The organism is Actinoallomurus iriomotensis (assembly GCF_030269445.1).
GTDB classification, from domain to species: domain Bacteria; phylum Actinomycetota; class Actinomycetes; order Streptosporangiales; family Streptosporangiaceae; genus Actinoallomurus; species Actinoallomurus iriomotensis.
On record NZ_BSTJ01000002.1, the window covers coordinates 634,360 to 655,907 of the forward strand.

General features: G+C 71.9%; 16 protein-coding genes and 1 pseudogene. 12 read left to right on the forward strand and 5 right to left on the reverse strand.

What is annotated here, in order from left to right; all coding sequences use genetic code 11:
- Window positions 1–128: 128 nt before the first annotated feature.
- Both QSK37_RS11680 and QSK37_RS51695 read right to left on the reverse strand, forming a co-directional pair.
- Entirely contained in the window at window positions 129–269 is a 141-nt protein-coding gene (locus QSK37_RS11680; protein WP_285620102.1) for a hypothetical protein, read from the reverse strand.
- 9 nt (window positions 270–278) lie between these two features.
- On the reverse strand, window positions 279–434 hold the full coding sequence (locus QSK37_RS51695) for a hypothetical protein (protein WP_432705555.1): 156 nt from the start codon (window positions 432–434) through the stop codon (window positions 279–281).
- On the opposite strand from QSK37_RS51695, the gene QSK37_RS11685 reads away from it, so the two are divergent.
- The 6 genes from QSK37_RS11685 to QSK37_RS11710 are packed head-to-tail and all read left to right on the forward strand — an operon-like array spanning window position 433 to window position 7,819.
- A complete protein-coding gene (locus QSK37_RS11685) occupies window positions 433–2,439 on the forward strand; it encodes a serine/threonine-protein kinase (protein ID WP_432705556.1) in 2,007 nt (668 codons plus the stop codon). The two genes, QSK37_RS51695 and QSK37_RS11685, sit on opposite strands and share 2 nt — an antisense overlap.
- A complete protein-coding gene (locus tag QSK37_RS11690) occupies window positions 2,439–3,437 on the forward strand; it encodes a PP2C family protein-serine/threonine phosphatase (protein ID WP_285619727.1) in 999 nt (332 codons plus the stop codon). Before QSK37_RS11685 ends, QSK37_RS11690 begins: the two co-directional genes overlap by 1 nt.
- A 34-nt stretch (window positions 3,438–3,471) precedes the next feature.
- Window positions 3,472–4,779, forward strand: coding sequence for a vWA domain-containing protein (locus QSK37_RS11695; protein WP_285619729.1), 1,308 nt, complete (start codon window positions 3,472–3,474; stop codon window positions 4,777–4,779).
- 3 nt (window positions 4,780–4,782) lie between these two features.
- Window positions 4,783–5,553: an FHA domain-containing protein gene (locus tag QSK37_RS11700; protein ID WP_285619731.1), complete on the forward strand. Its 771-nt coding sequence runs from the start codon at window positions 4,783–4,785 to the stop codon at window positions 5,551–5,553.
- An 11-nt stretch (window positions 5,554–5,564) separates the two neighbouring features.
- On the forward strand, window positions 5,565–6,986 hold the full coding sequence (locus QSK37_RS11705) for a GlnX family signal transduction membrane protein (protein ID WP_285619733.1): 1,422 nt from the start codon (window positions 5,565–5,567) through the stop codon (window positions 6,984–6,986).
- 11 nt (window positions 6,987–6,997) lie between these two features.
- On the forward strand, window positions 6,998–7,819 hold the full coding sequence (locus tag QSK37_RS11710) for a glutamate ABC transporter substrate-binding protein (protein ID WP_285619734.1): 822 nt from the start codon (window positions 6,998–7,000) through the stop codon (window positions 7,817–7,819).
- A gap of 1 nt (window position 7,820) precedes the next feature.
- Here QSK37_RS11710 and QSK37_RS11715 read toward each other — a convergent pair whose 3' ends face one another.
- Window positions 7,821–8,552, reverse strand: a complete 732-nt coding sequence (locus QSK37_RS11715; protein WP_285619736.1) for a nucleotidyltransferase domain-containing protein — start codon at window positions 8,550–8,552, stop codon at window positions 7,821–7,823.
- An 877-nt stretch (window positions 8,553–9,429) separates the two neighbouring features.
- Between QSK37_RS11715 and QSK37_RS11720 the strand changes: the two genes are divergently transcribed.
- The 6 genes from QSK37_RS11720 to QSK37_RS11745 all read left to right on the forward strand — a co-directional run bounded on the left by QSK37_RS11720 (window position 9,430) and on the right by QSK37_RS11745 (window position 19,540).
- Entirely contained in the window at window positions 9,430–11,067 is a 1,638-nt protein-coding gene (locus tag QSK37_RS11720; protein ID WP_285619737.1) for an SWIM zinc finger family protein, read from the forward strand.
- Between the two features lie 22 nt (window positions 11,068–11,089).
- Window positions 11,090–12,166 (forward strand): DUF2207 domain-containing protein, encoded by a 1,077-nt coding sequence (locus tag QSK37_RS11725; protein ID WP_285619739.1) that lies wholly within the window; start codon window positions 11,090–11,092, stop codon window positions 12,164–12,166.
- 192 nt (window positions 12,167–12,358) lie between these two features.
- Entirely contained in the window at window positions 12,359–15,496 is a 3,138-nt protein-coding gene (locus QSK37_RS11730; protein ID WP_285619741.1) for a TIM-barrel domain-containing protein, read from the forward strand.
- 235 nt (window positions 15,497–15,731) lie between these two features.
- Entirely contained in the window at window positions 15,732–16,373 is a 642-nt protein-coding gene (locus tag QSK37_RS11735; protein WP_285619743.1) for a hypothetical protein, read from the forward strand.
- A gap of 83 nt (window positions 16,374–16,456) precedes the next feature.
- Window positions 16,457–18,616, forward strand: a complete 2,160-nt coding sequence (locus QSK37_RS11740; protein WP_285619744.1) for an FUSC family protein — start codon at window positions 16,457–16,459, stop codon at window positions 18,614–18,616.
- A gap of 96 nt (window positions 18,617–18,712) precedes the next feature.
- Window positions 18,713–19,540 carry a uroporphyrinogen-III synthase gene (locus QSK37_RS11745; RefSeq protein WP_285619746.1) on the forward strand — a complete coding sequence of 276 codons (828 nt, stop codon included), beginning with the start codon at window positions 18,713–18,715 and terminating at the stop codon, window positions 19,538–19,540.
- On the opposite strand, the pseudogene QSK37_RS11750 reads toward QSK37_RS11745, so the two are convergent.
- Together QSK37_RS11750 and QSK37_RS11755 are read right to left on the reverse strand one after the other, a co-directional pair.
- Window positions 19,537–19,814: pseudogene (locus QSK37_RS11750) on the reverse strand (integrase core domain-containing protein); the annotation flags it as partial. The gene QSK37_RS11745 and the pseudogene QSK37_RS11750 overlap by 4 nt on opposite strands.
- A 16-nt stretch (window positions 19,815–19,830) precedes the next feature.
- On the reverse strand, window positions 19,831–21,234 hold the full coding sequence (locus tag QSK37_RS11755) for an IS110 family RNA-guided transposase (protein WP_285619748.1): 1,404 nt from the start codon (window positions 21,232–21,234) through the stop codon (window positions 19,831–19,833).
- Between the last annotated feature and the right edge of the window lie 314 nt (window positions 21,235–21,548).

Sequence of the window (21,548 nt, forward strand, 5' to 3'; positions counted from 1 at the left end):
ACGGTGGAGGACGGTTACTGCGTCCAATGCGGTATGGCACCTGGACCAGCGGCACCGAGCGCGTCACCCGCGAGCGCCCCGGCGGGCCGCTGCGCCCAGCCCGGGTGCGGCGGCACCATCGAGGACGGCTACTGCACGACCTGCGGCATGGCGCCCGCTCCCGCCGCGTCCGCGCCGCAGCCCCCCGTCTCCACGCCGAAGGCGGCGGCTCCCGTTCCCCCCGCCGTGCCCGACGGAAGGTGCGGGCAGCCGGGCTGCGGCGGAGTCATCGAGGACGGCTACTGCTCCACCTGCGGGTCGCCTCCCGCGTCGCGTCCGGTCACGAGCGGGAGCACGCCGAGCGTCACCACCGGCAGCTCGATCACCGGCAGCGTGCGGTCCACTCGCAGTGTCCGGACCGGGTCAACGCGCTCGCGGGCGTCGGGGCGCGGCATGCTGGGCGCCGGGCTGGTCGAGGTGCCCCGCGTCCCCTACCGCGACCCGGCCTCGGCGATCAAGGAGAACCCCGAGGTCGCCGAGCACAAGCGGTTCTGCGGCGGCTGCGGCGAGCCGGTCGGGCGGGCGCGCGGCGGCCGGCCCGGCCGTACGGAGGGCTTCTGCCCGAACTGCGGCGCCGGGTACTCCTTCACCCCCAAGCTCAAGCCGGGCGACCTGGTCGGCGGGCAGTACGAGGTGCTCGGCTGCCTCGCGCACGGCGGCCTCGGCTGGATCTACCTCGCCCGCGACCGCAACGTCAACGACCGCTGGGTCGTGCTCAAGGGCCTGCTCGACACCGGTGACGCGGACGCCCTCGCGGCGGCCGCCGCGGAGCGCTCGTTTCTCGCCGAGGTCGAGCACCCGAACATCGTCAAGATCTACAACTTCGTCCAGCACGGCGGCTCCGGTTACATCGTCATGGAGTACGTCGGCGGCAAGCCGCTGAAGGACGTGCTGCTCGAACGCCGCAAGGCCGGCGAGGACGCGCTGCCGCTCGGGCAGTCCATCGCGTACGGGCTGGAGCTGCTGCGCGCGCTCGGCTACCTGCACGGCGTCGGCCTCCTCTACTGCGACCTCAAGCCGGACAACGCCATCCAGTCCGACGAGCAGCTCAAGCTCATCGACCTGGGCGGGGTCCGCCGCGTCGACGACATGGACAGCGCGATCTACGGCACGGTCGGCTACCAGGCGCCGGAGATCGCCGAGCAGGGGCCCTCGGTCAGCTCCGACCTGTACACCGTCGGCCGTACGCTCGCGGTGCTCAGCTTCCCGTTCAAGCACTTCACCACCACCTACGCGACCCGCCTGCCGGACCGGGCGGAGATCCCGCTGCTCCAGCGGTTCGAGTCCTACGACCGGCTGCTGCGGCGGGCCACCCACGCCGACCCCGAGGCGCGGTTCGCCGACGCCACGGACATGGCCGACCAGCTCACCGGCGTGCTGCGGGAGGTCCTGTCGGCCGAGGACGGGCAGCCACGCCCCGGCCCCTCGTCGCTGTTCGGCATGGAGCTGCGGACCATCGGCACCGAGCTGGCCGACGGCTCCGGCTCGGTGCTCGACCCGCCCACCCCGGCGGAGGTGGCGGCCGCGCTGCCGACTCCGCTGGTGGACGGCACCGACCCGGCCGCGGGGTTCCTGGCCGGCCTCACCAGCGCCGAGCCGGAGCAGCTCGTGGCCGCGCTGTCCGCCGCGCAGAGCCCCTCACCGGAGGTGCGCCTGACGCTGGCGCGCGTGCGGATCGAGCTCGGTGACATCGCCGAGGCGCACCGGCTCCTGGGCGAGCTGGCCGCCGAACGCCCCGGTGACTGGCGGATCCCGTGGTACGAGGCGGTGGCCGTGCTGGCGGCCGGCGACGTCGCGCGGGCCGAAGGGCTGTTCGACGAGATGTACTCCCTGCTGCCCGGGGAGGCGCCGCCCAAGCTGGCGCTCGCCTACTGCCGGGCGCACCGCGGCGACCACGCCGGGGCGGCCGACCTGTACGAGCGGGTCTGGCGCACCGACAACGGCTACATCAGCGCCGCGTTCGGGCTGGCCCGCGCGCGGCTGGCGGCCGGCGACCGCGCCGCCGCCGTGGCCGTGCTCGACTCCGTGCCGAGCATCTCCAGCCACCACGTCGCCGCGCAGGTCGCCGCGGTGGCGACCGCGATCCGCGGCCGCAACCCGGCCGAGCTGACCGAGCCCGAGCTCATCGGCGCGGGCGGCCGGCTGGCCACGCTCAAGCTCGACGGCGAGCAGCGCGGCCGGCTCGTGGCCGAGGTCCTGGAGACCGCCCTCACCTGGGCGCACGCGACCGGGGAGGCGCCACGGCAGGGCACCCTGTTCGACGCGGCCCTGACCGAACGCGCCCTGCGCGGCCGGCTGGAGGAGACCTACCGCGCGCTGGCCCGTCTCGCCGACACCCCGGCCGAACGCCACGCGCTCGTCATCCGCGCCAACGCCGCGCGCCCGAGGACGCTGGTCTGATGGCCGCGACGACCGAAGAGCGGGCCTGCCCCGTCTGCGATCTGCCGGTGTACCCGGACGAGGACTACTGCGAGGCGTGCGGCCACCGCCTCGACGCGCCCGTCCCCCGCTGCCCGGGATGCGGCGGCACCGCGATCAGCGACGGCTACTGCGAGCAGTGCGGGCTGCGCCAGCCCGACGGCACCGACCACGTCGAGCTGGAGATTCCCGGGGCGGCCGGGGTGAGCGACCGCGGCCTGCGGCACAGCCGCAACGAGGACGCGATGGCGCTGGCCGCCACCACCGACGGCGTCGCCGGGGTGGTGTGCGACGGAGTCTCCTCCTCCACCCGCCCCGAGGACGCCTCCCGCGTCGCCGCCGACACCGGGGCCGCCGCGCTCGCCGAGCTGCGCGCCGCCGGGCAGGACCCCGAGTCCGCCACCCGTACGGCCGCCGCACGGGCGGCCGAGGCCGTGGCCCGCCTGGGCGGCGGAGACGGGGACGACACCCAGCCGACCGAGCCGCCGTCGTGCACCTACGTCTCGGCGCTGGTGCACGGCGACTCGGTGACCGTCGGCTGGATCGGCGACAGCCGCGCCTACTGGCTGCCGGAGAGCGGCGAGGGCGCGCAGCTGACGGAGGACGACTCGTGGGCCGGCCAGATGATCGCCTCCGGGGCGCTCACCGAGGAGGAGGCCGAGCGGCACCCGAACGCGCACGTGATCACCGCCTGGCTCGGCGCGGACGCCACCGACGTGGAGCCGCACGTGCGCACCCTCACCCCGGACACGCCGGGAGTGCTCCTCGTGTGCAGCGACGGGCTGTGGAACTACTTCCCCGACCCCGCCCGGCTCGCCGCGGCCGCCCCCGCCGCGGCGTCGGAGCCCCTGGAGGCGGCGCGGACGCTGACCCGCCTGGCGAACGAGGCCGGCGGACGCGACAACATCACCGTCGTCGTCATCCCCCTCCGGCCGCACACCCCGCCTCCCGCACCACCGACTCAGGAGCCGTCCCGATGAGCGCTCCGGTCACCCCTCCCACGAAGGAAGGCGCATGACGGGCAACCCCGATTTCACTCTCACGATCGACCAGAACAAGTACCTCCCCGAAGGGGGCCAGGAGGTACACGCGATCGTGACGGTCGAGGCGAGCGGCGTGCCCGCCGCCGGGGCCGTGCGGTCGACGTCCGCCGCCGAGGTGATCATCATCGACACCTCCGGTTCGATGGACTACCCGCGCACCAAGATGTCCGCGGCGATCCGGGCCGCGCAGACCGCGGTGGACTCGCTCCGCGACGGCGTCGCCTTCGCGGTGGTCTCCGGCTCCGCACGGGCCCGGATGGTCTACCCGGCCGGTGAGCAGCTCGTTCCCGCGAACCCGCAGACCCGGCAGGAGGCCAAGGCCGCGCTGGAGCGCGTGCGCCCGGCCGGCGGCACCGCGATCGGCGCGTGGCTGGGGCTGGCCGACCGGCTGTTCGCCGCCCACCAGGAGGGCATCCGGCACGCCATCCTCCTCACCGACGGCAAGAACCAGCACGAGAGCCCGGAGCAGCTCGACGCCGTGCTCCAGTCGTGCGTCGGCCACTTCGTGTGCGACTGCCGCGGCGTCGGCACCGACTGGGAGGTCGCCGAGCTGCGCAAGGTGGCCTCGGCCATGCTCGGCAGCGTCGACATCGTCGCCAGCCCGAACGACCTGGTCGCCGACTTCCGCGCGATGACCGAGGCGGCCATGGGCAAGGCCGTCGCCGACGTGGCGCTGCGGGTCTGGACACCGCAGGCCGCGCGGCTGCGCTTCGTCAAACAGGTGACGCCGTCCGTCGAGGACCTCACCGGCAAGCGCGTCGACGCCGGCCCGCGCGCCGGCGACTACCCGATCGGCGCGTGGGGCGCGGAGAGCCGCGACTACCACATCTGCGTCGAGGTGCCCCCCGGGATGATCGGCCAGGAGCTGCGCGCGGCCTGGGTCAAGCTGGTGCTGCCGGGCACCGGCGGCGAGGAGCAGGTGCTCGCCACCGGCAACGTCCTGGCCGAGTGGACCGACGACGAGGCCCAGTCCACCCGCATCAACCCCAAGGTCGCCCACTTCACCGGGCAGGCCGAGCTCGCCGAGGCGATCCAGGAGGGCCTGGCGGCCCGCAAGAGCGGCGACGTCGACACCGCGACCGCCCGGCTGGGCCGTGCGGTCAAGCTCGCCCACGAGTCGGGCAACGACGCGATCGCCGGCCTGCTGGACAAGGTCGTCGACGTCGACGACCACGCGACCGGCACCGTACGGCTGAAGAAGAACGTCGACAAGGCCGACGAGATGTCCCTGGACACCCGGTCGAGCAAGACCGTACGGACGCGGAAGGGCGGAGCCTGATCCATGCCGACCTGTCCGGCCGGACACTCCTCCGGCGCCGACGACTACTGCGACGTCTGCGGCACCCGCATGACGGGGCCCACGGTGTCCTCGGCCCTCACCGGACCCGGCACCGGGGGCGGTGCCGCGGCGGCCGCTCCCCCGGCGACGGGCGCGGATGGGCCGTGCCCGGACTGCGGGACGCCGCGTACGGGCCGGTTCTGCGAGGGCTGCGGGTACGACTTCGCGGTCGGCGCCGGACGCTCGGAGGCGACGGGCCCGGTGCGGACCGGTCCCCCGCCCGGCCCGGTCCCTCCGGAGCCGCCGGAGGAGGCGGAGGACCCGTCGACCGGCCGGTGGGGAACGAGCGGATCCGGCGCGCAGCCGACCGCGGCCGCGTGGACCGCGGTCGTCGCCGCCGACCGTGACTACTACGAGACGGTGCTGCGGCAGAACGAGGACAACCGCGCCTTCACGTTCCCGCCGTACTGCCCCGAGCGCCGGATCCCGCTGGACCGGCCGCAGGTGCGCATCGGACGGCGGAGCGCCTCCCAGGGCACCGTCCCGGAGATCGACCTGAGCGAGCCGCCGCAGGACCCGGGGGCGTCGCACACGCACGCGGTCCTGCTCTGCCGTCCGGACGGCACGGTGACGCTCGTCGACCCGGGCTCCACCAACGGCACCACCGTCAACGGCTCGGAAGAGCCGATCCCCGTCAACGTCGAGGTGCCGATGCGCGACGGCGACCGCATCCACATCGGCGTCTGGACGACCATCACGCTGCGGAAGGGCTGAGCCCGGTGACCATGACAGAAGCTCCGCCGTCCCGGCCGCCGGCGCGCCTGGCCGGCGTGGCACGGGTGGTGCGGATCCGGACGCTGCCCGGACGGATCCGGGGGTTCGCGCTCCTGGCCGTCCTGGCCGTCGCCGCGGTGTTCACGGTGGCGGCGTTCGCCGTCCAGGACGCCCGCGACGGCCTCAAGGTCATCGGGCACGACGCCGGCCCGCAGGTGGTCGCCACCGGCGACCTGTACTACGCGCTCAGCGACATGGACGCCCAGCTCGCCGCCGTCCTCCTGATGGGCCGCGAGCAGAACCTCGGCGCGGGCCGGGCGAAGGCCCTTCAGGTGTACGACCAGCGGCGCTCCGAGGCGCACCGGGCCCTGCTCCAGGGCTCCAACCTGGCGAGCGACGACCCGGCCGAGCAGCAGACCGCGCGCTCGATCCTCGACGCGCTGGGCCGGTACGAGCAGCTCGCGGGCCAGGCGCTGCAGCTCGACCAGCAGCAGCCCCACGCGGCCGGGCCGCCGAGCGACCAGGTCCGCGCGCTGTACCGGCAGGCGACCGACCTGATGAAGCTCGACGTGCTGCCCAAGGCGTACAACCTCACGCTCGACAACGGCACGACGGTGCGGCGCACGTACGAGTCCAAGCACGGGGCGGTGCTGGACGGCATCGCCTGGGTCGTGATCACCGGCCTGGTGCTCATCGCGATTCTCGTCGGCCTGCAGGTGTACCTGACCCGCCGCTTCCGCCGGCTCGTCAACCCGGTGCTCGCACTGGCGACGCTGGCCTCGCTGGTGCTCGTCGTGGCCACGGTCGGGCTGCTGACGAGCGAGGCGAGCCACCTGAGCAAGGCCAAGAAGGACGGCTTCGACTCGGTGCTGTCGCTGTCGCGCGCGCGGGCGATCAGCAACAACGCGGACGCCGACGAGACGCGGTACCTGCTCGACCCGGAGCAGGCCGACACGTACGAACAGGTCTACCTGGACAAGTCGCAGGAGATCTTCTCCGTCACGGCCGGCAACCTCCACCAGTACTACCAGCAGGTCGACCAGCGGGTGGCGGCCCACAGCGGGTTCACGGGCTTCCTCGGTCTGGAGTCGCAGCACGTCACGCTGGCGGGCCAGCGAGCCGCCGTCGACCGGACGCTCCAGGGCTACCAGACGGTCCAGCACGACGATGCCCGCCTGCGGACGCTGGCCACCACGGCCGGAGGACGCCACGACGCGATCGTCCTGCGCATGGGCACGGCCTCGCGCGACTTCGCCACGTACGACCAGTCGCTCGTGTCCCTCACCGCCATCCACCAGAAGGCGTTCGCGAGCGCCATCCGCGACGGCGACGACGGCCTGAGCGGCTGGAGCGTCGGCCTGCCCGTCGCCGCGGTCGTCATCGCGATCCTCGTCCTGGTCGGCGTACGTCCGCGGCTGTCCGAGTTCCGGTAAGGGAGCGAGTCATGCGAGTAGCTCTGAGTCGGGTCGGTGCCGCGCTGGCGCTGCTCCTCACCGTGGGCGGGTGCGGCACCGGCGGCGGCACGTCCGTCGCGGACAAGGACACACTGGTGATCGGTGTCTCGAAGGACCAGCCGGGCCTGGGAAAGCAGCAGCCCGACGGCACCTTCCAGGGTTTCGACGTCGACGTGGCGCGCTACATCGCCGCGCACATGGAGAAGAAGCCGAAGAAGGTCGACTTCAAGGTCACGCAGTACTCCCAGCGGGAGAGCTCGATCCAGACGGGCAAGGTCGACCTGGTCATCTCCAGTTACTCGATCACGCCCGAGCGGAAGACGAAGGTCTCCTTCGCCGGGCCGTACTACGTCGCCCACCAGGACACGCTGGTCCGCGCCGCCGACACCGGGATCAAGAACGTCCGCGACCTGGCCGGCCGGCGCCTGTGCGCGGTCACCGGGTCGGTGTCCTGGCAACGTGTCACGGTCGAACGGGGTGTCGCGGCCCACGTGGTCAAGGCCCCGACGTACGGGGACTGCATGACCAAGCTCACCGGGAACAGCCTCGACGCCGTCTCGACCGACGACCTGATCCTCGCCGGATTCGCCGCCCAGGAGGGCCGCTCGGTGCGCTTCGTCAACGCGCCCATCTCGGACGAGCGGTACGGCGTCGGCATCCGCCAGGACGACATCACCGGTTGCGAGGACATCAACAAGGCGATCACCGAGATGTACCTGGACGGGACGGCGGCCAAGCTCCTGCAGCGATGGTTCGGCGCGACGGGTCTGCACCTGACGACCACGGTGCCGCAGTTCGAGGGCTGCGGCTGATTCAGCCGAAGAGACGCGCGGCGTCGTCGACCGCCTTCACCGGCTCTCGCGGGACCTCGGCGAGGATCGCGTCGACGCCGCGGAGCCCGGCCCGGTCGAGCAGCGTCTTCTCGTTGGTGACCCACTCCCCTCGCTCCGCCAGCACCGCGTGCGCCGTCTGGCAGGCGGCGGTCGCGATCGCACCGGCGGTCTCGGCGACGTGCCCGTTCAGGGCGTGCGCCGCCCGCGCGTAGTCGAGGGTGAGCCGCGCGTCGGCGCGCCAGCGTTCCTTCGCGCTCTCCCGCAGCGCCTCCGGGTACTCCGGGTTCGGCAGCGTGCCGTGCAGCACCCGGTTGCCGGCCAGCTCGGCGACGACGATGTAGGTCGGAACGCCGGCGAGGTGGAACAGGAGCCACTCGACCCCGAAGCGCCCCTCACGCGCCTCGGCCAGACGGTGCTCGACGTCGTCGAGGTCGCGGTAGTGCACGTCGACCTTCCGGCCGTCGATCCGCAGCCACGCGCCGCCGTTGAAGACGCCGCCGCCCCACCCGCCGATCTCGGAGACCTCGCCCTCCCACCCGAGCGCCCGCAGGTCGGCGGGCTGAAAGTCACCGCGGTAGTAGACGGACAGATCCCAGTCACTGTCCGGCCGATGCGTCCCGGCCGCCCGCGACCCGCCGAGCGCCACCGCCTGGACGTGCGGAAGCCCGGCGAGCCGCCCACTGACATGGTTGAGAAATTCGTCATCCCGCATGCCCGCGATCGTAGACGCGCGGCCGGGCGGCTTTTCCAACGGCGCCCACGCGTACGGTGTGGGACAGCGGAGAAGGATCCGGAACGGCTGAGGACCCTGGGAGACGCCATCCCTCCCCTGGCGAGTCTGTCCCCCTACGCCGCGTCACGACGCTGGAACTGCTCCTCACCCACCTGCGCTGATAAAGGACGGCCGGTACCGTGACCTCAAGGCGCGTACCGTGCGCTGTCGCCGCTGCGCGGGGGCCTCTCCCCGACCTCACGAGGCCTGAGGTCGTCCTGGTCCTTCAGGGTGGTCACCTGTCCGGTCTCCGCGAGATAAGAGACCCAGCCTCGCCACCGGTCGGCATCATGCTTCCACCGGGTCAACAGACCCGGGACCCATCGCCCGTCATCCCCCCGCACCCAGCACAGTTTGGTTCCTTCCGGAACATAGTCCGGAAAACATTGGATACAGACGGCTCGGTCAGCGCCCAAGGCGTCAATGACATCGATGGAGCGCGGCTCGTGAAGTTGTTGGCCACGGCGTGCGGCTTTGAGCTGGCCTTCTCGCAATGCCCGACAATCCGGCGATCGGTGGAGGACATCACCGCCCTCCGTGACGTACACCCGTGCGACCAACCCTTGCGGTATGTCCCGGCACGGACGCTGACCGCATTGCCCGGGAAGCATGTCGTGCATACAACGTTCATCCGCCATGACGGCGATGATCGCGGCGTCGGCGATGCCCGAATGCCTCATTTGTCACACAGGTAACGGCCTACGGCTCTCTCCGACGATCGTTGAGTAGGGTCGTGCTCGCCTGTCACGACAGCGGTGCGGAACGGTATTCCCGGGATCTTTTCCAGGGAGCGGTTCAGGTTCGCTTGGATGGTCGTATGGCGACCGCGTCGGGATTCACGAAGGATGATCTGCGGGCTTTGGCGGGAGAGCGGTCGTTCGAGCGGGGGGTGGGCTACCTCGGCGCCGTCGCCGGTCTGGAGGTCACGGCGGGCGGCGTCACCGCGACGGTGTACGGCGGAGACGCCTACGGGGTCGCCCTGACGTTCGATGCCGGCGAGGGCCTGTCCGGCGAATGCGGCTGCCCGTACAGGCGGGACGGCAACTTCTGCAAGCACTGCGTCGCGGTCGGGCTGACCGTGCTGAACCGCGGTCTCGACCTGGCGGAGGCGCGGGCCGCCGCCCGGGATCGCGGCGAGCGGCTGGACGCGTGGCTCGAGGCCCTGCCGCGCGAGGAACTTCTCGCGCTACTCCGCGAACAACTCACCGAGGACAACGCGCTGCGCCACCGCCTGGAGATACGGGCCGCGACCGACGCCGGCGCGGACATCACCGTCCTGCGACCGCAGATCATGACGCTGCTCGACCCGGCACCGTTCAGCCGCTACGGACACATCGAATACGCGGACGCCTTCGCCTATGCCGAGCAGGTCGCGGGGGCGGTGGACGCCCTTCGATCGCTGCCCTCCGCCGACCACCGGGTGTCGCTGGCCAGGGAGGCGATCGAACGTCTCCGTCAGGTGTACGACCAGATCGACGACTCTTCGGGCGCCGTCGGCGAGGTCGCCGCGGAACTCGAAGAGGTACATCGGGAGGCCTGCGCCACCTCTGACGTCGACCCGGTGAAGACCGCCGAGTGGCTCGCCGCGCACCTGCTCGACGACGGGTCGTACCCGGAGGTCTATCTCGGCGACTACTGGGGACTGCTGGGGGACGCGGGACGTTCCCGGCTCGCCGAGCTGGTCGCCGAAGCCTCGCGCCACGGCGGGTCGGGCTGGGCGGTCGCGCAGGTCACCAAGGACATCGCCCGGCTCGGCGGGGACGTGGACACACTGGTCGCCACGCTCGCGGCCGACCTCGCACCGTACGGGCAGACGCACCTGACCATCGCTCAGGAACTCGACCGGGCCGGGCGAGCCGCCGAGGCACTGGAGTGGGCCGTACGCGGCCTGCGCGAGACGGCACGCCACCCGTTCGGCGCGGACCCGCTCGGCGACTACGTGGCCGAGCGGTACGACCGCGACGGGCGCCTCGCCGACGTGGTCGCCGTACGGCGGGAACGGTTCCACGCGTCGCCGTCGCTCGCGGGCTACCGGGAACTGCGCGACGCCGCCCGGAAGGCCGGGTCCTGGGACGGCGAACGCACGGCCGCTTTGGACGTCCTCGGCGACGGGCCGCTGCTCGTGGACGCGCTGATCGACGACGGGGACACCGACGCCGCGTGGCGGGCCGCCGAGGAAGGGGCCGGCGACCGGCAGTGGCTGGCCCTCGCCGACCTGACCCGCGACGACCGTCCGGCCGACGCGCTGACGGTGTACCGGCGGGCCATCGAGTCACGCTCGCGGCTCACCGGGGACGGGAACTACCGCGAGATCGCACGCCTGCTCCGGTCGGCCCGCGACTGCCACGAACGCCTGGGCACGGAGCGCGAGTTCGCCTCGTACGTCACCGGCCTCCGTACCGCCCAGCGCCGCAAGCGGAACCTCTTGCGGATCCTCGACCAGCAGGGCCTCTGAACAGGACCGGCGGGAGTACACGGTGCTGAGAGTCGTCGCGGGGTCGCTGGCCGGCGGCACGCTCGTCGCGCTCGTGGCGCTGTGGTGGGCGAGCCGCCGGCCGGGCTCCGACGCGAGAGAACGCACCCGTCGCCGGCCTCCGCGCGGTGTCGATCCGGGGCTCGCCCTGCTGACCTGGACCGGACTCCGCGGAAATGCCCGGGACAGGGCGCCGATGGTGGTCCTGGCCGATCTGGTCCACCGCCGTGTCGTGCACGCCGAGGATGACGGTCGCGGCTCGTGGCGGCTGGCGTACGCCGCCCGGGAGGCGCCGCTCACCGGCTACGAAAGGCTGGTGGTGAACACGCTGTTCGGTACGGGCGGCAGCGCTTCGACGCTCGACCCGGACGCGTTGCGCTCCATCGCGCCGGCGGTCGCGGATGAGCTCCGGAGGACGGCGCGCGAACGCGGGTGGGATCGGCCGTTCGACCGTCCGAGGCGCCGGCCGGAGCACCTCGGAGTCGTTCCCGGCCTGCTGTGGGCCGGCGGGCTGACGACCTTCTTCGCGCTCGTCGGGCTCGTCCACGGGCACTTCTGGCTGGTCGGATACCGGGGATGGGGCGTCACGGCGCTCGCGTTCTGGTTCGCCGCGGTGACCGTCGCGGCCGTGCGCGCGGACGTCGGAGAGGAGCGCAGACGCCCGGATCGCTGGCGCCGCGCCCGGCTCCGCCGTTTCCTGCGCCGCCTGCGGGCCGAGGCCGAGGCCGCGCGTCGCGGCGATCCGAGGGCGGCGGAGTTCGCCTCACGCCACGCCTCCTACCTTCTCGTCGCCGGAGAGCATGCCGGAGGCGGCGGGCGGAAGGCCGCCCGGCCCGACGATGACGCGGAGCCGGACCAGGCGCGCCTCATCGGCGAGTTCCTCGAGGACCAGGAGCGGATCGACCGCTTCGACGATCGCGCGGACGCGCTCGTGGACTACCTCCAGGAGGTTCTGGAGCGCCGCCTCGCGTCGCAGCCGGGTCACGATCCCGCTCCTGACACCGGACACGATGACGGGCAGCACGACCACGCATCCGACTCGGATGACCACCACGACGGGGATCACGGGCACGACTGGTAGCGGGTCTGGCCGATCCCGGCACGTTCCAAGCTCTTGATCTTTGTACGAACGCGTGCCATTTTGCCTCTGCACCGGGTAGTTGATCTCCCCCTGCGAAGTTAATCGAACATTTTCAAACACCGGAGGCGTTGGATGAGAACGGCTCGCAGGCGGGTTGGACGAGCGTGGCGGCTTCGGTCGCCACGCACGAAAATGGTCGCGCTGGGCACCGCTCTGGCCGGTGTGCTCGCCATCGCGGTGGCGCCACCCGCCGCCGCCTCCCCCGGCGACGGGGCACGGCAGCGGGCGGTCCGCTCGGGCGACGCGCGGTTCGAGGTCCTCTCCCCCACGCTCATCCGGATGGAGTACGCCGGCGACGAGAAGTTCACCGACGCCGCGACCTTCAACGCGATCGGCCGGGACGACTTCGCGCGGACGCACTTCACGCACCAGGTGAAGGACGGCTGGCTGACCATCGCCACCGACCGGCTGACACTGCGGTACAAGGTCGGCTCCGGACCGTTCACCTCAGAGAACGTGTCGGTGAACCTCCGTACCGGCGTGACCGCGCGCCCCGCCTGGCCGGCGCCGGCCGTCTGCGCCGTCGGCGCGCTGTGCGAGGCGGAGAAGACCACCCTCGCGGGCGGGGTGAGCGTCGCCTCGGACCACACCGGCTTCACCGGCACCGGGTTCGCCGCGGGGTTCCAGAGCGTGGGCGCGTCGCTCACGTACCAGCTGGACGTGCCCTCCGCCGGAACGTACGACCTGCGGCTCCGGTACGCCAACAGCGTGGGCGGCGACGGCGGGAACACCACCCGTACGCTGAGCGCGGCCGTCGACGACGGCGACGCGACGACGCTGACGCTGCCGACGACCGCCGACTGGAACACCTGGGCGTTCGCCACGACGTCGCTGCAGCTGTCCGCCGGACGGCACACGCTGGTGGTCTCACGGGGCGCGAAGGACTCCGGGAACGTCAACATCGACAGCCTCGCCGTCACCGCGCCCGGCGCGCCGTACCCGTCGCCGTCCGCCACGGCGACCCCCTGCGACTACGGCACCGTGTGCGAGGCCGAGGACGGCGCGCTCACCGGAGGAGCCAAGGTCGGCGCCGACCACAACGGCTACGCCGGCAGCGGCTTCGTCGCCGGTCTGGAGCGGGCCGGCGCCACGGACACCGTCGCGCTGCGGAACGTGCCCGCCGACGGCCGGTACGCGCTGCAGATCCGGTACGCGAACGCGAGCGGCTCCGCGCGCACGGTCTCGACCTCGGTGAACGGCGGGGCGGCCGCCTCCAGCAGCCTCCCGCAGACCGCCGACTGGGACAGCTGGTCCACGGCCACGATCCCGGTCACGTTGACCAAGGGCTCCGACACCGTCGCGATCGGCTGCCCGACCGCCGACAGCTGTCACGTCAACCTCGACACGGTCGCCGTCACCTCGGCCACGTCGCCGGTCCTGCCGGCCCACAGCCCGCTGGGCGGGTACCGACGCGGCCTCGACGGCGTGAACGGCAGCGCCGTCACCACCCCAGGCCTGCTGTACCGCGACGGCTGGGAGCTGCTCGACGACACCCCGTCGGCGCTGTACGACCCGGCGACGCACGCCGTACACCAGCGGCCCGCCCAGAAGGCGTACCAGGACTCGTACCTGTTCGGGTACGGGCAGGACTACAAGCGCGCCCTGACCGACCTGGCGACGCTGACCGGCCCGCCGAACCTGCTGCCGCGGTGGGCGTACGGCGTGTGGTTCTCGGAGTACTACGACTTCACCGCCGCCGACTACGAGAACACCGTGCTGCCCCGGTTCCGCTCCGAGGGGGTGCCGCTGGACGTCCTGGTCACCGACACGGACTTCAAGTCGCCCTCCACCTGGAACGGCTGGGAGATGGACCCGAAGAAGTTCCCCGACCCGGCGGCGTTCTTCTCCTGGGCTCAGCAGCAGGGGCTGCACAACACGCTGAACATCCACCCGAGCATCGGCAGTGACGACGCGCAGTACGCCAAGGCTCAGGCCACTTCCGACGGGAAGCTGGCCGCGAGCGGCTGCACGGCCAACACGGGCCAGACCTGCCACGTGTTCGACTGGGGCGACCCGGCCCAGCTCAAGGCCTACCTCGACCTGCACCAGACGATGGAGAAGCAGGGAGCGGACTTCTGGTGGCTCGACTGGTGCTGCGAGGACTCCCGCTCGTCGCTGGCCGGCGTCACCCCGGACGCGTGGATCAACCAGCAGTACGCCGATGACACGGCCAAGAACGTGGGCCGCGGATTCGCCTTCTCCCGGGCGTTCGGCTCGCTGCAGGCGGGCGGCTACAGCGGTCAGGCGGGAGTGCCCACGGGCCCGTGGGCGGACAAGCGCACGACGGTGCACTTCACGGGCGACACGACGTCGAGCTGGGACACACTGCGCTTCGAGGTGGGCTACACGCCGGGCGAGTCGGCGGCCACGGGCCTGTCGGCGGTCAGCCACGACCTCGGCGGCTTCAACGGCCCGTCCCACCTCGCCGAGGACCTGTACGTCCGGTGGATGCAGCTGGGTGCGTTCCAGCCGATCATGCGGTTGCACGGCAACCACAGCGACCGCCTGCCGTGGCAGTACGGCGACCAGGCGCGTACGGCGGCGGAGAAGTTCCTGAACCTGCGCGAGAACCTGGTGCCGTACACGTACACGCTGGCCCACGAGGCCGCGGTCTCCGGCATCCCGGCGGTGCGCGCGACGTACCTGGAGTACCCGGACCAGCCGGGCGCGTACGACGCGGCGTCGCGGGAGTACTTCTACGGCTCGGACGTCCTGGTCGCCCCGGCGACGTCGGCGGGCGCGTCGTCGACGACGTCGGTGTGGTTCCCGCCGGGCACGTGGACGGACTACTTCACCGGCAAGACGTACACGGGCCCGGCGGTGAAGGACGTGACGTCGGACTGGAACTCGATGCCGGTGTTCGTGAAGGCGGGCGGCATCGTCCCGACGCGTACGGACAACGTGACGAACGACGTGCAGAACCCGCTGAACAAGGTGACGCTGACGGTGTCGGGCGGCGCGAACGGCACGTACTCGCTGTACGAGGACGACGGCCGGTCCGCGTCCCCGAAGTCCGCGACGACCCGCGTGCGCTACACGGACAAGAGCCACACGCTGCGGATCGAAGCGGCGAAGGGTTCGTTCGAGGGCCGGCCCGACAGCCGCCAGTGGACCGCCGTCTTCACCGACGCCGACGCTCCGACGACCGTACGCGTCAACGGCACCACGGCCCCGACCGGAACCTGGAAGTACGACCCGGACCACCGCACGTTGACGGTGACGGTCCCGGCACGATCGGTCCGAACCGCCACGACGATCAGCTACCGCTAGCCCTCTCCGGCTTCCAGGGTCGGCAGGCCCGTTCTCGGCGACGAGCCTGCCGGCCCTGCGCCCGTTGCGATAGGACTGGACCCGTGGCCGCCGACCGCGTGAGCGACGAGGGAGCCACCCCCGCCGGACCTGAATGCGGAGCGAAATGCACACGGCCGAAAGATCGGTGGCACACCGCCGCCGGACGAAGATGACCGCTCAGCCGGCTTCCGGCCGTTTCCGCAGAAGCGGCCTGGTGGCCACCGCGCTGGCGATGTCGTGCGTCTCGGGCGCGTGCTCCGGCGAGGCGCCGGACCCACGACCGACCCGGGTCGCCTCGCCATCGGGGCCGCCGGCCCCGACCACACAGCGGACCTGGACCCCTCAGGCGGACGATGAGGAGGCCGCCTGCCGGAAGAAGGATCCGAAGCCGTGGCGGCCGTCCAACGACCCGTACACCGGGCCGGGTCCGCACTACGTCTACCCGATCCGCGTCCAGCTGGACCCCGACGCGCCGAAGGACGCGATGGACGACAAGGACCTGTCCACGATCCCCGGCGACATGGAGATCCCCAATGAGCGGATTCCGGACGGCTGGCAGCTCATCGCATGCGTGTACCACGGGCACCCCACACGTCGGTCCGGCACGGTGAGGTGCCACTTCGACAACGTCGACGAGACCAGGAAGTACCCGTTCTACGAGTCCCGTTACGAGGTGATCGTGCGGGAGGCCCGTACCGGCAAGAAGGTGACCACCTTCAGCGTGCCGGGCACGACCACCGACGACGGCGACTGCCCGAGCTTCGTCATGGACACCGGCCACACCGTCATCCTCAAGCCGCTGGACGGTCACGCCCTCGGCGACAGGCTTCGCCCCGTCTTCAGCGCCACCGCATAGGAGGAGGGGCACCTCGGCGATGCTCCTGTAAGGAGCGTCGATAGGATTGGCACCTATCCCCCATCGCGGTAAGGAGCCACACGATGACGTCCGGGTGGACAGGCCGGGCCGGTCAACGAGCCCGCACCACCGTCGACAGAATGGTCGCCGCCGATCCCGGACTGACACGATGGCATCTCGCGTGGCGTGCCACGCTCGCGGTGGCGTGCGTGGCCGTGGCCGAGCACTGGGTGGGGTCGGCCGCCGGGCTGCCGGCCCTGGTCGCGATGCTGCTGGGCGGCATGATCGCCATGAACGGCGCGTTCCTGCTGGCGGGCAGGCCACGCCTCGACGCCGTCCTCACGGCCCTCGGGATGCCGTTCGTCGCGTTCGCCGGAGTACTGCTCGCCGTCCTGGTCGACGGTCACCTCCTCGCATCGCGGCTGGGCTTCGTCGTGCTGACCGTGGTCGCGGTCTACGTGCGTCGCTTCGGCATCCGCGGCCTGAACTACGGGCTCCTGGGCTGGTTCGCGTACATGTTCGGCACGTTCTCGCGGGTCCGCCCGGACCAGCTCCTGCCCCTGAGTCTGGTGTTCCTTTCCGCGGTGGCGATCCTCGTCATTCTGATGGCCGGGGTCGCGTACCAACGTCCCCGGACCCAGCTCGGCGCGGCGCTGCGCGCGTTCGACCTGCGGATCGCGGCGGTGGCCCGTGCCTGCGCCGACCTGCTCACCGAGCCGAGTGCCAAGAACGCACGCGAGCTGCACGCTCGCAGGTTCTACGTGCTGGAGGCCGCCCTCATCGCCGAGGGACATCTGGCCTCCCCGGCGGCGGCCGAGGCCGATCACGCGTACCGGCTGCGTACCGGCCTGCTGGCCACCGAGCTCGCCGTCGAAGAGCTCGCCACGGCCACGATCGCACTCGCCGATTCGGGCGGACTGCCGGAGCCGGTGCTCTCGGCCTCGACCGCCACGCTCCACGCCCTGGCCGTACGCGACCTGGACCGCGCTCGCGAACACGCACGTGAGCTGGACGGACGCGGCCTCAGCGAGAGCGACGGCCTCCCGCTGGCCAGCCTGGCGGACGCGGCTGACCGGCTCTGCGACGCTCTCCGGCCACATACGGGCCCCAGGCACGCCACGGACGACGATTCGCCGACGCCGGCCTTCGAGCCGGGCGTCCAGCTGATCGCCGGAAACCTGCCGGGTTCGGCCGGTACCGCCGCCGACGCGCTGGAGGCGGGTCCGCGATGGCTGCGCCTGTCCCTGAACAGCCGCCAGTGCGTCCAGGCCGGGCTGGCCTCCCTGCTCACCCTGCTGTGCGCGCTTCCGGTCTCGCCCGTACGGTTCTACTGGGCGATGCTCGCCTGCCTGATCGTCCTCACCGGCACCGCCACTTCCGGCGAAACGCTGGTCAAGGGCGCCCACCGGGTGCTGGGAACGGCGCTGGGAGCGGTGGCGGCGATCGTGGCCGTACACCTCACCCGCGGCCACGACACGCTCGTGGTCACGGTCATGGCGGTGTGCGTCTTCCTCGCCGTGTACTTCTTCCGCGTCGCGTACGGAATCCTCGCCTTCTCGATCACCACGCTGATGGGGCTGCTGTACAACGCGCTGGGCGAGTTCACCGACACGCTGATCCTCACCCGGCTCGAGGAGACCGCCGTCGGCGCCGGCGTCGCGGCCCTCATCGCCGTACTGATCCTGCCGGTGCACAACCGGAACACCACGGCCGCCGCACGCGACGCCTTCGTCCGCGACCTCGTGGATCTGGTGAGGGAGGTACGGGACAAGACGGCCGGCCGAGGCTGCGGAACGGACCTGCTGATGTCGGCCCGCCGCCTCGACGCACGGATGCACCAGCTCGCCCTCGCCACTCACCCCTGGGGCGGCGCCGCCCTCGCCGGAATCGACACCGCACCGGTGGCCCGCCGGCTCGCCTCGTACAGCGCGATCACGGTACGCGCCAAGGCCCTGGCCACGGCTGCCGCCATGGAGCCCAAACCGGTCCCGGACCTCGATCTGGTGGCCCCGCTGACCATGCCCCTTCGCCGGCTGACCGGCGACTACACGCTGAGGATCGACACGCCGTACGCGCCTCTGCGGAGGCCTCCGGCGCCGCTCCCCCGCTGCGGGCGGGCGCGGACGCTCCGCGTCCTGGCCGACGACCTCGCCGGAGCGCTGGACGGCCTCCGTGCCGGCGGCGACATGACCACCTGGATACCCTCCAGCCAGACGGTCGTCGCCGGCCCCCGCCAGCGGTGATTCTCGACCGTCGGTCGTACCGCGGCCTCGGTAATCTGGTCGAAGGCGCGGTGCTCGCAGGCGCCGTCTACACCTTCCGACCTGATGTGAGGACCTATGAAGGGCGAACCGGGCAGGCTCGGGCCCCGGGTCGGGGTGACCGCTGCCCGCAAAGGCGCCGAGCTGGCCACGTCGTTCGAGCGCCGCGGTGCGAAGGTCCTGCGCGGCCAGACACTCGGCGGCGACCGCCCGGTCGACGACGAGGTGATCGCCACGGCCATCGACCGGCTGGCCGAACTCCGGCCGAAGTGGTTCGCCGCCTCGACCGGCATGGGCATGCGCCTGCTCGGTGAGGCCGCCGACCGCACCGGCCGCCGAGACGCCCTGGTGCAGGTGCTGGAGCACGCGACCGTCGTCGCCCGCGGCCAGAAGGCCGCCGGCGGGCTGAGGCGCCTGGGCGTGACCCCGGTGTGGACCGCCCCGGACGAGCGTGACTTCCAGGTCGAGGCCTGGCTGGCCGAACGCGTCCGGCCTGGCGAGGTCGCCGCCGTGCAGGTCCACGGCGCGGGCGGCGACCCGTACGGACGGCTCACCCGGGTCGGAGCGGTCGTGGAGACGCTCGCCCCGTACGTCTCGGCCCCACCCGACGACCCGGGACCGGGCACCCGCCTCGCCGAGGCGATCGTCGCGGGTGACCTCGACGTGGTCACCTTCATGTCCCCGGGCGCCGCCCGCGGCCTGGCGACACTGGCGTCCGCGGCGGGGATGGGCGACGAGGTACGCGAGGCACTGAACGGCCCGGTCGCCGTGGCCACAGTCGGCCCCGTGACCCGCGACGGCGCCCACGACGCGGGCTATGCGGTCACGATCGAGTCCGACAATCGCACCGGCGCCCTGGTCCGCGCGGTGATGAGCTGGTGGACCACCCACGGCTGGTCGTCCTGACCCGTGAGGTTGGGCACGCGGCTGGCGGTGGGAGGCCGCCGAGTGCGGTGTGGCCGCAGTGGTGATTGCAGGTGTGGAGCCATTGCGGTAGCGCTTGGCGGCGTTCGGTTTCGGTCCGGTAGGGGCGGGCGTAGGCCCATTCGTCGAGCAGGGTGCGGTTGAAGCATTCGACCTTGCCGTTTGTCTGGGGCCGGTGGGCGCGGGTGCGTTCGGGTGTGATGCCGGCTGCGGTGAGGGTGTTGCGCCATAGGTGGGAGCGGTAGCAGGAGCCGTTGAGTTCCTAATGGATGTCAAGCGGGTGGGGTCGTAGCGTGGGCGGTGGACGGGCCGGTCGACGGAGCGCGTTGCGACTCCTTTCTTCGCCGGCCCGTTCCTGATGATTTGGAGTGGTGGGGGTGGGTGGTGCGCCGGGCTGCTCGAAGGTCGGCGGGGATGGTGTATCGCTCGGCGATGATGGTGCGGGCTTGAGGCGCGTCGATGGGTCGGCCGTCGGGGTCGTGCAGGGTGTAGTGCTCGCCACGGCGCCAGCAGGCGGCGATCCGGGTGAGCAGCGTGGTTGCGATGTGGCAGAGCGCGGAGTTGTGGTGTTTGCCTTCGGTGACCATGAGCCGGTGGTATTTCGCGGCGAGGCTGGGATCGGCGCGGCGGGCGTGTTCGGCGGCCATGAACAAGGCTTCGCGCAGGCAGGCATCGCCGGCCTTGGTCAGGCCGTTGTGGTGGCCGTTGACGCCGGATGAGTCCAGACGCGGGACCAGGCCGCTGAAGGCACGGACCCCGGCCAGTGAGGTGAAGCGGTTGGGGTCGCCGAGCCGGCCGAGGATCTGGGCGCCCAGGATCGGGCCGATACCGGGCACGGACCGCAAGATGCCGTCGGGGTCGGCACGAGCGAACAACACGGCGATGCGCTCGTCGAGTTCCTTGACCTCCTGGGTGATGGCCAGCGCGAGCCGGGCTTCGATGGCGATGTCATCGGCCAGGTCGGGATACTCCAGGTCTGTTTCCCAGAGCTGGAGTGTCGCCGCGGCAGCGGCCAGCGGTTCCTCGGCTTTGGCTTCGGTCCAGGTGCCGCGGGAATGACGATGCAGGAAGCGGGCCAGGCGGGCTCGGCCTAGGCGCTGCACGGTGTGCGGGCAGGCGTAACCGGCGGCCAGGAATTTCAGCGGAGTCTTGTTGGCCAGGTCACCGCCCAAAGCGGCGTGCCATTCCGGCCCGAGGATCTCCAGCAGTGCATCCAGGCGGGCGAGAGTCGCGGTGCGTCGGCGCACAAGTGTGGAGCGGAGCTTGACGGCCCGGCGTAGCGGGTCTCCGGGGCCGAGCCCTTCCTCGGTGTGCAGTCCTTCGGGGTGCAGTAGCGGCAGGCGGGCCAGAATTCGTGAGTCCAGCCGGTCGGATTTGGTGTGTTTGCTGTAGTAGGCGCGCAGGTCCGCGGACCGTTCGGGTGGCACCATCACCACCGCGGCGCCACGGCGGCGAAACCACGCTGCCAGCGGCACCCATGCGTTGCGGGTGGGTTCCATGATCACCGTCACCATCGCCGGGTCGGTCCCGGCCGGCAGCAACGCCCACAGCCGTTCTAAATCTGTGGCCGTGGTGCGGAACCGGTGGCCTGACCATGCGAACTCCCCACGTTCGTCAGCCAGGCTGGCTTGGTGAGCCGCCCGGCAGGCGATGTCGATTCCCAGCCGTAGTCGCAAATCCCTGGCTCCTGTCTCGTTGGTGGCCCGGTGGACAGACCAGCGATGCCGACACCGAGGAGGGCGCAGTACCAGACATTCACCAACAGGGATCCGCCCGACCGGACGCAGCCCTGCCGGGCGGTCGCCGGGTTCCTAACAGGACACGCGACCTTCCGGCGTGGGCCCCGCTCGCCCCACGATCAACAGGCAAGGAACACCAGGCTCCAATCGGTCAGCAATGGTGACGAGCGGGCGCCGGTCACCCCCGATCCTCACGCCACCGGCCGGACGAGGTGAGCACCTTGGGGACACCACCGAGTTTGAATGTCGGT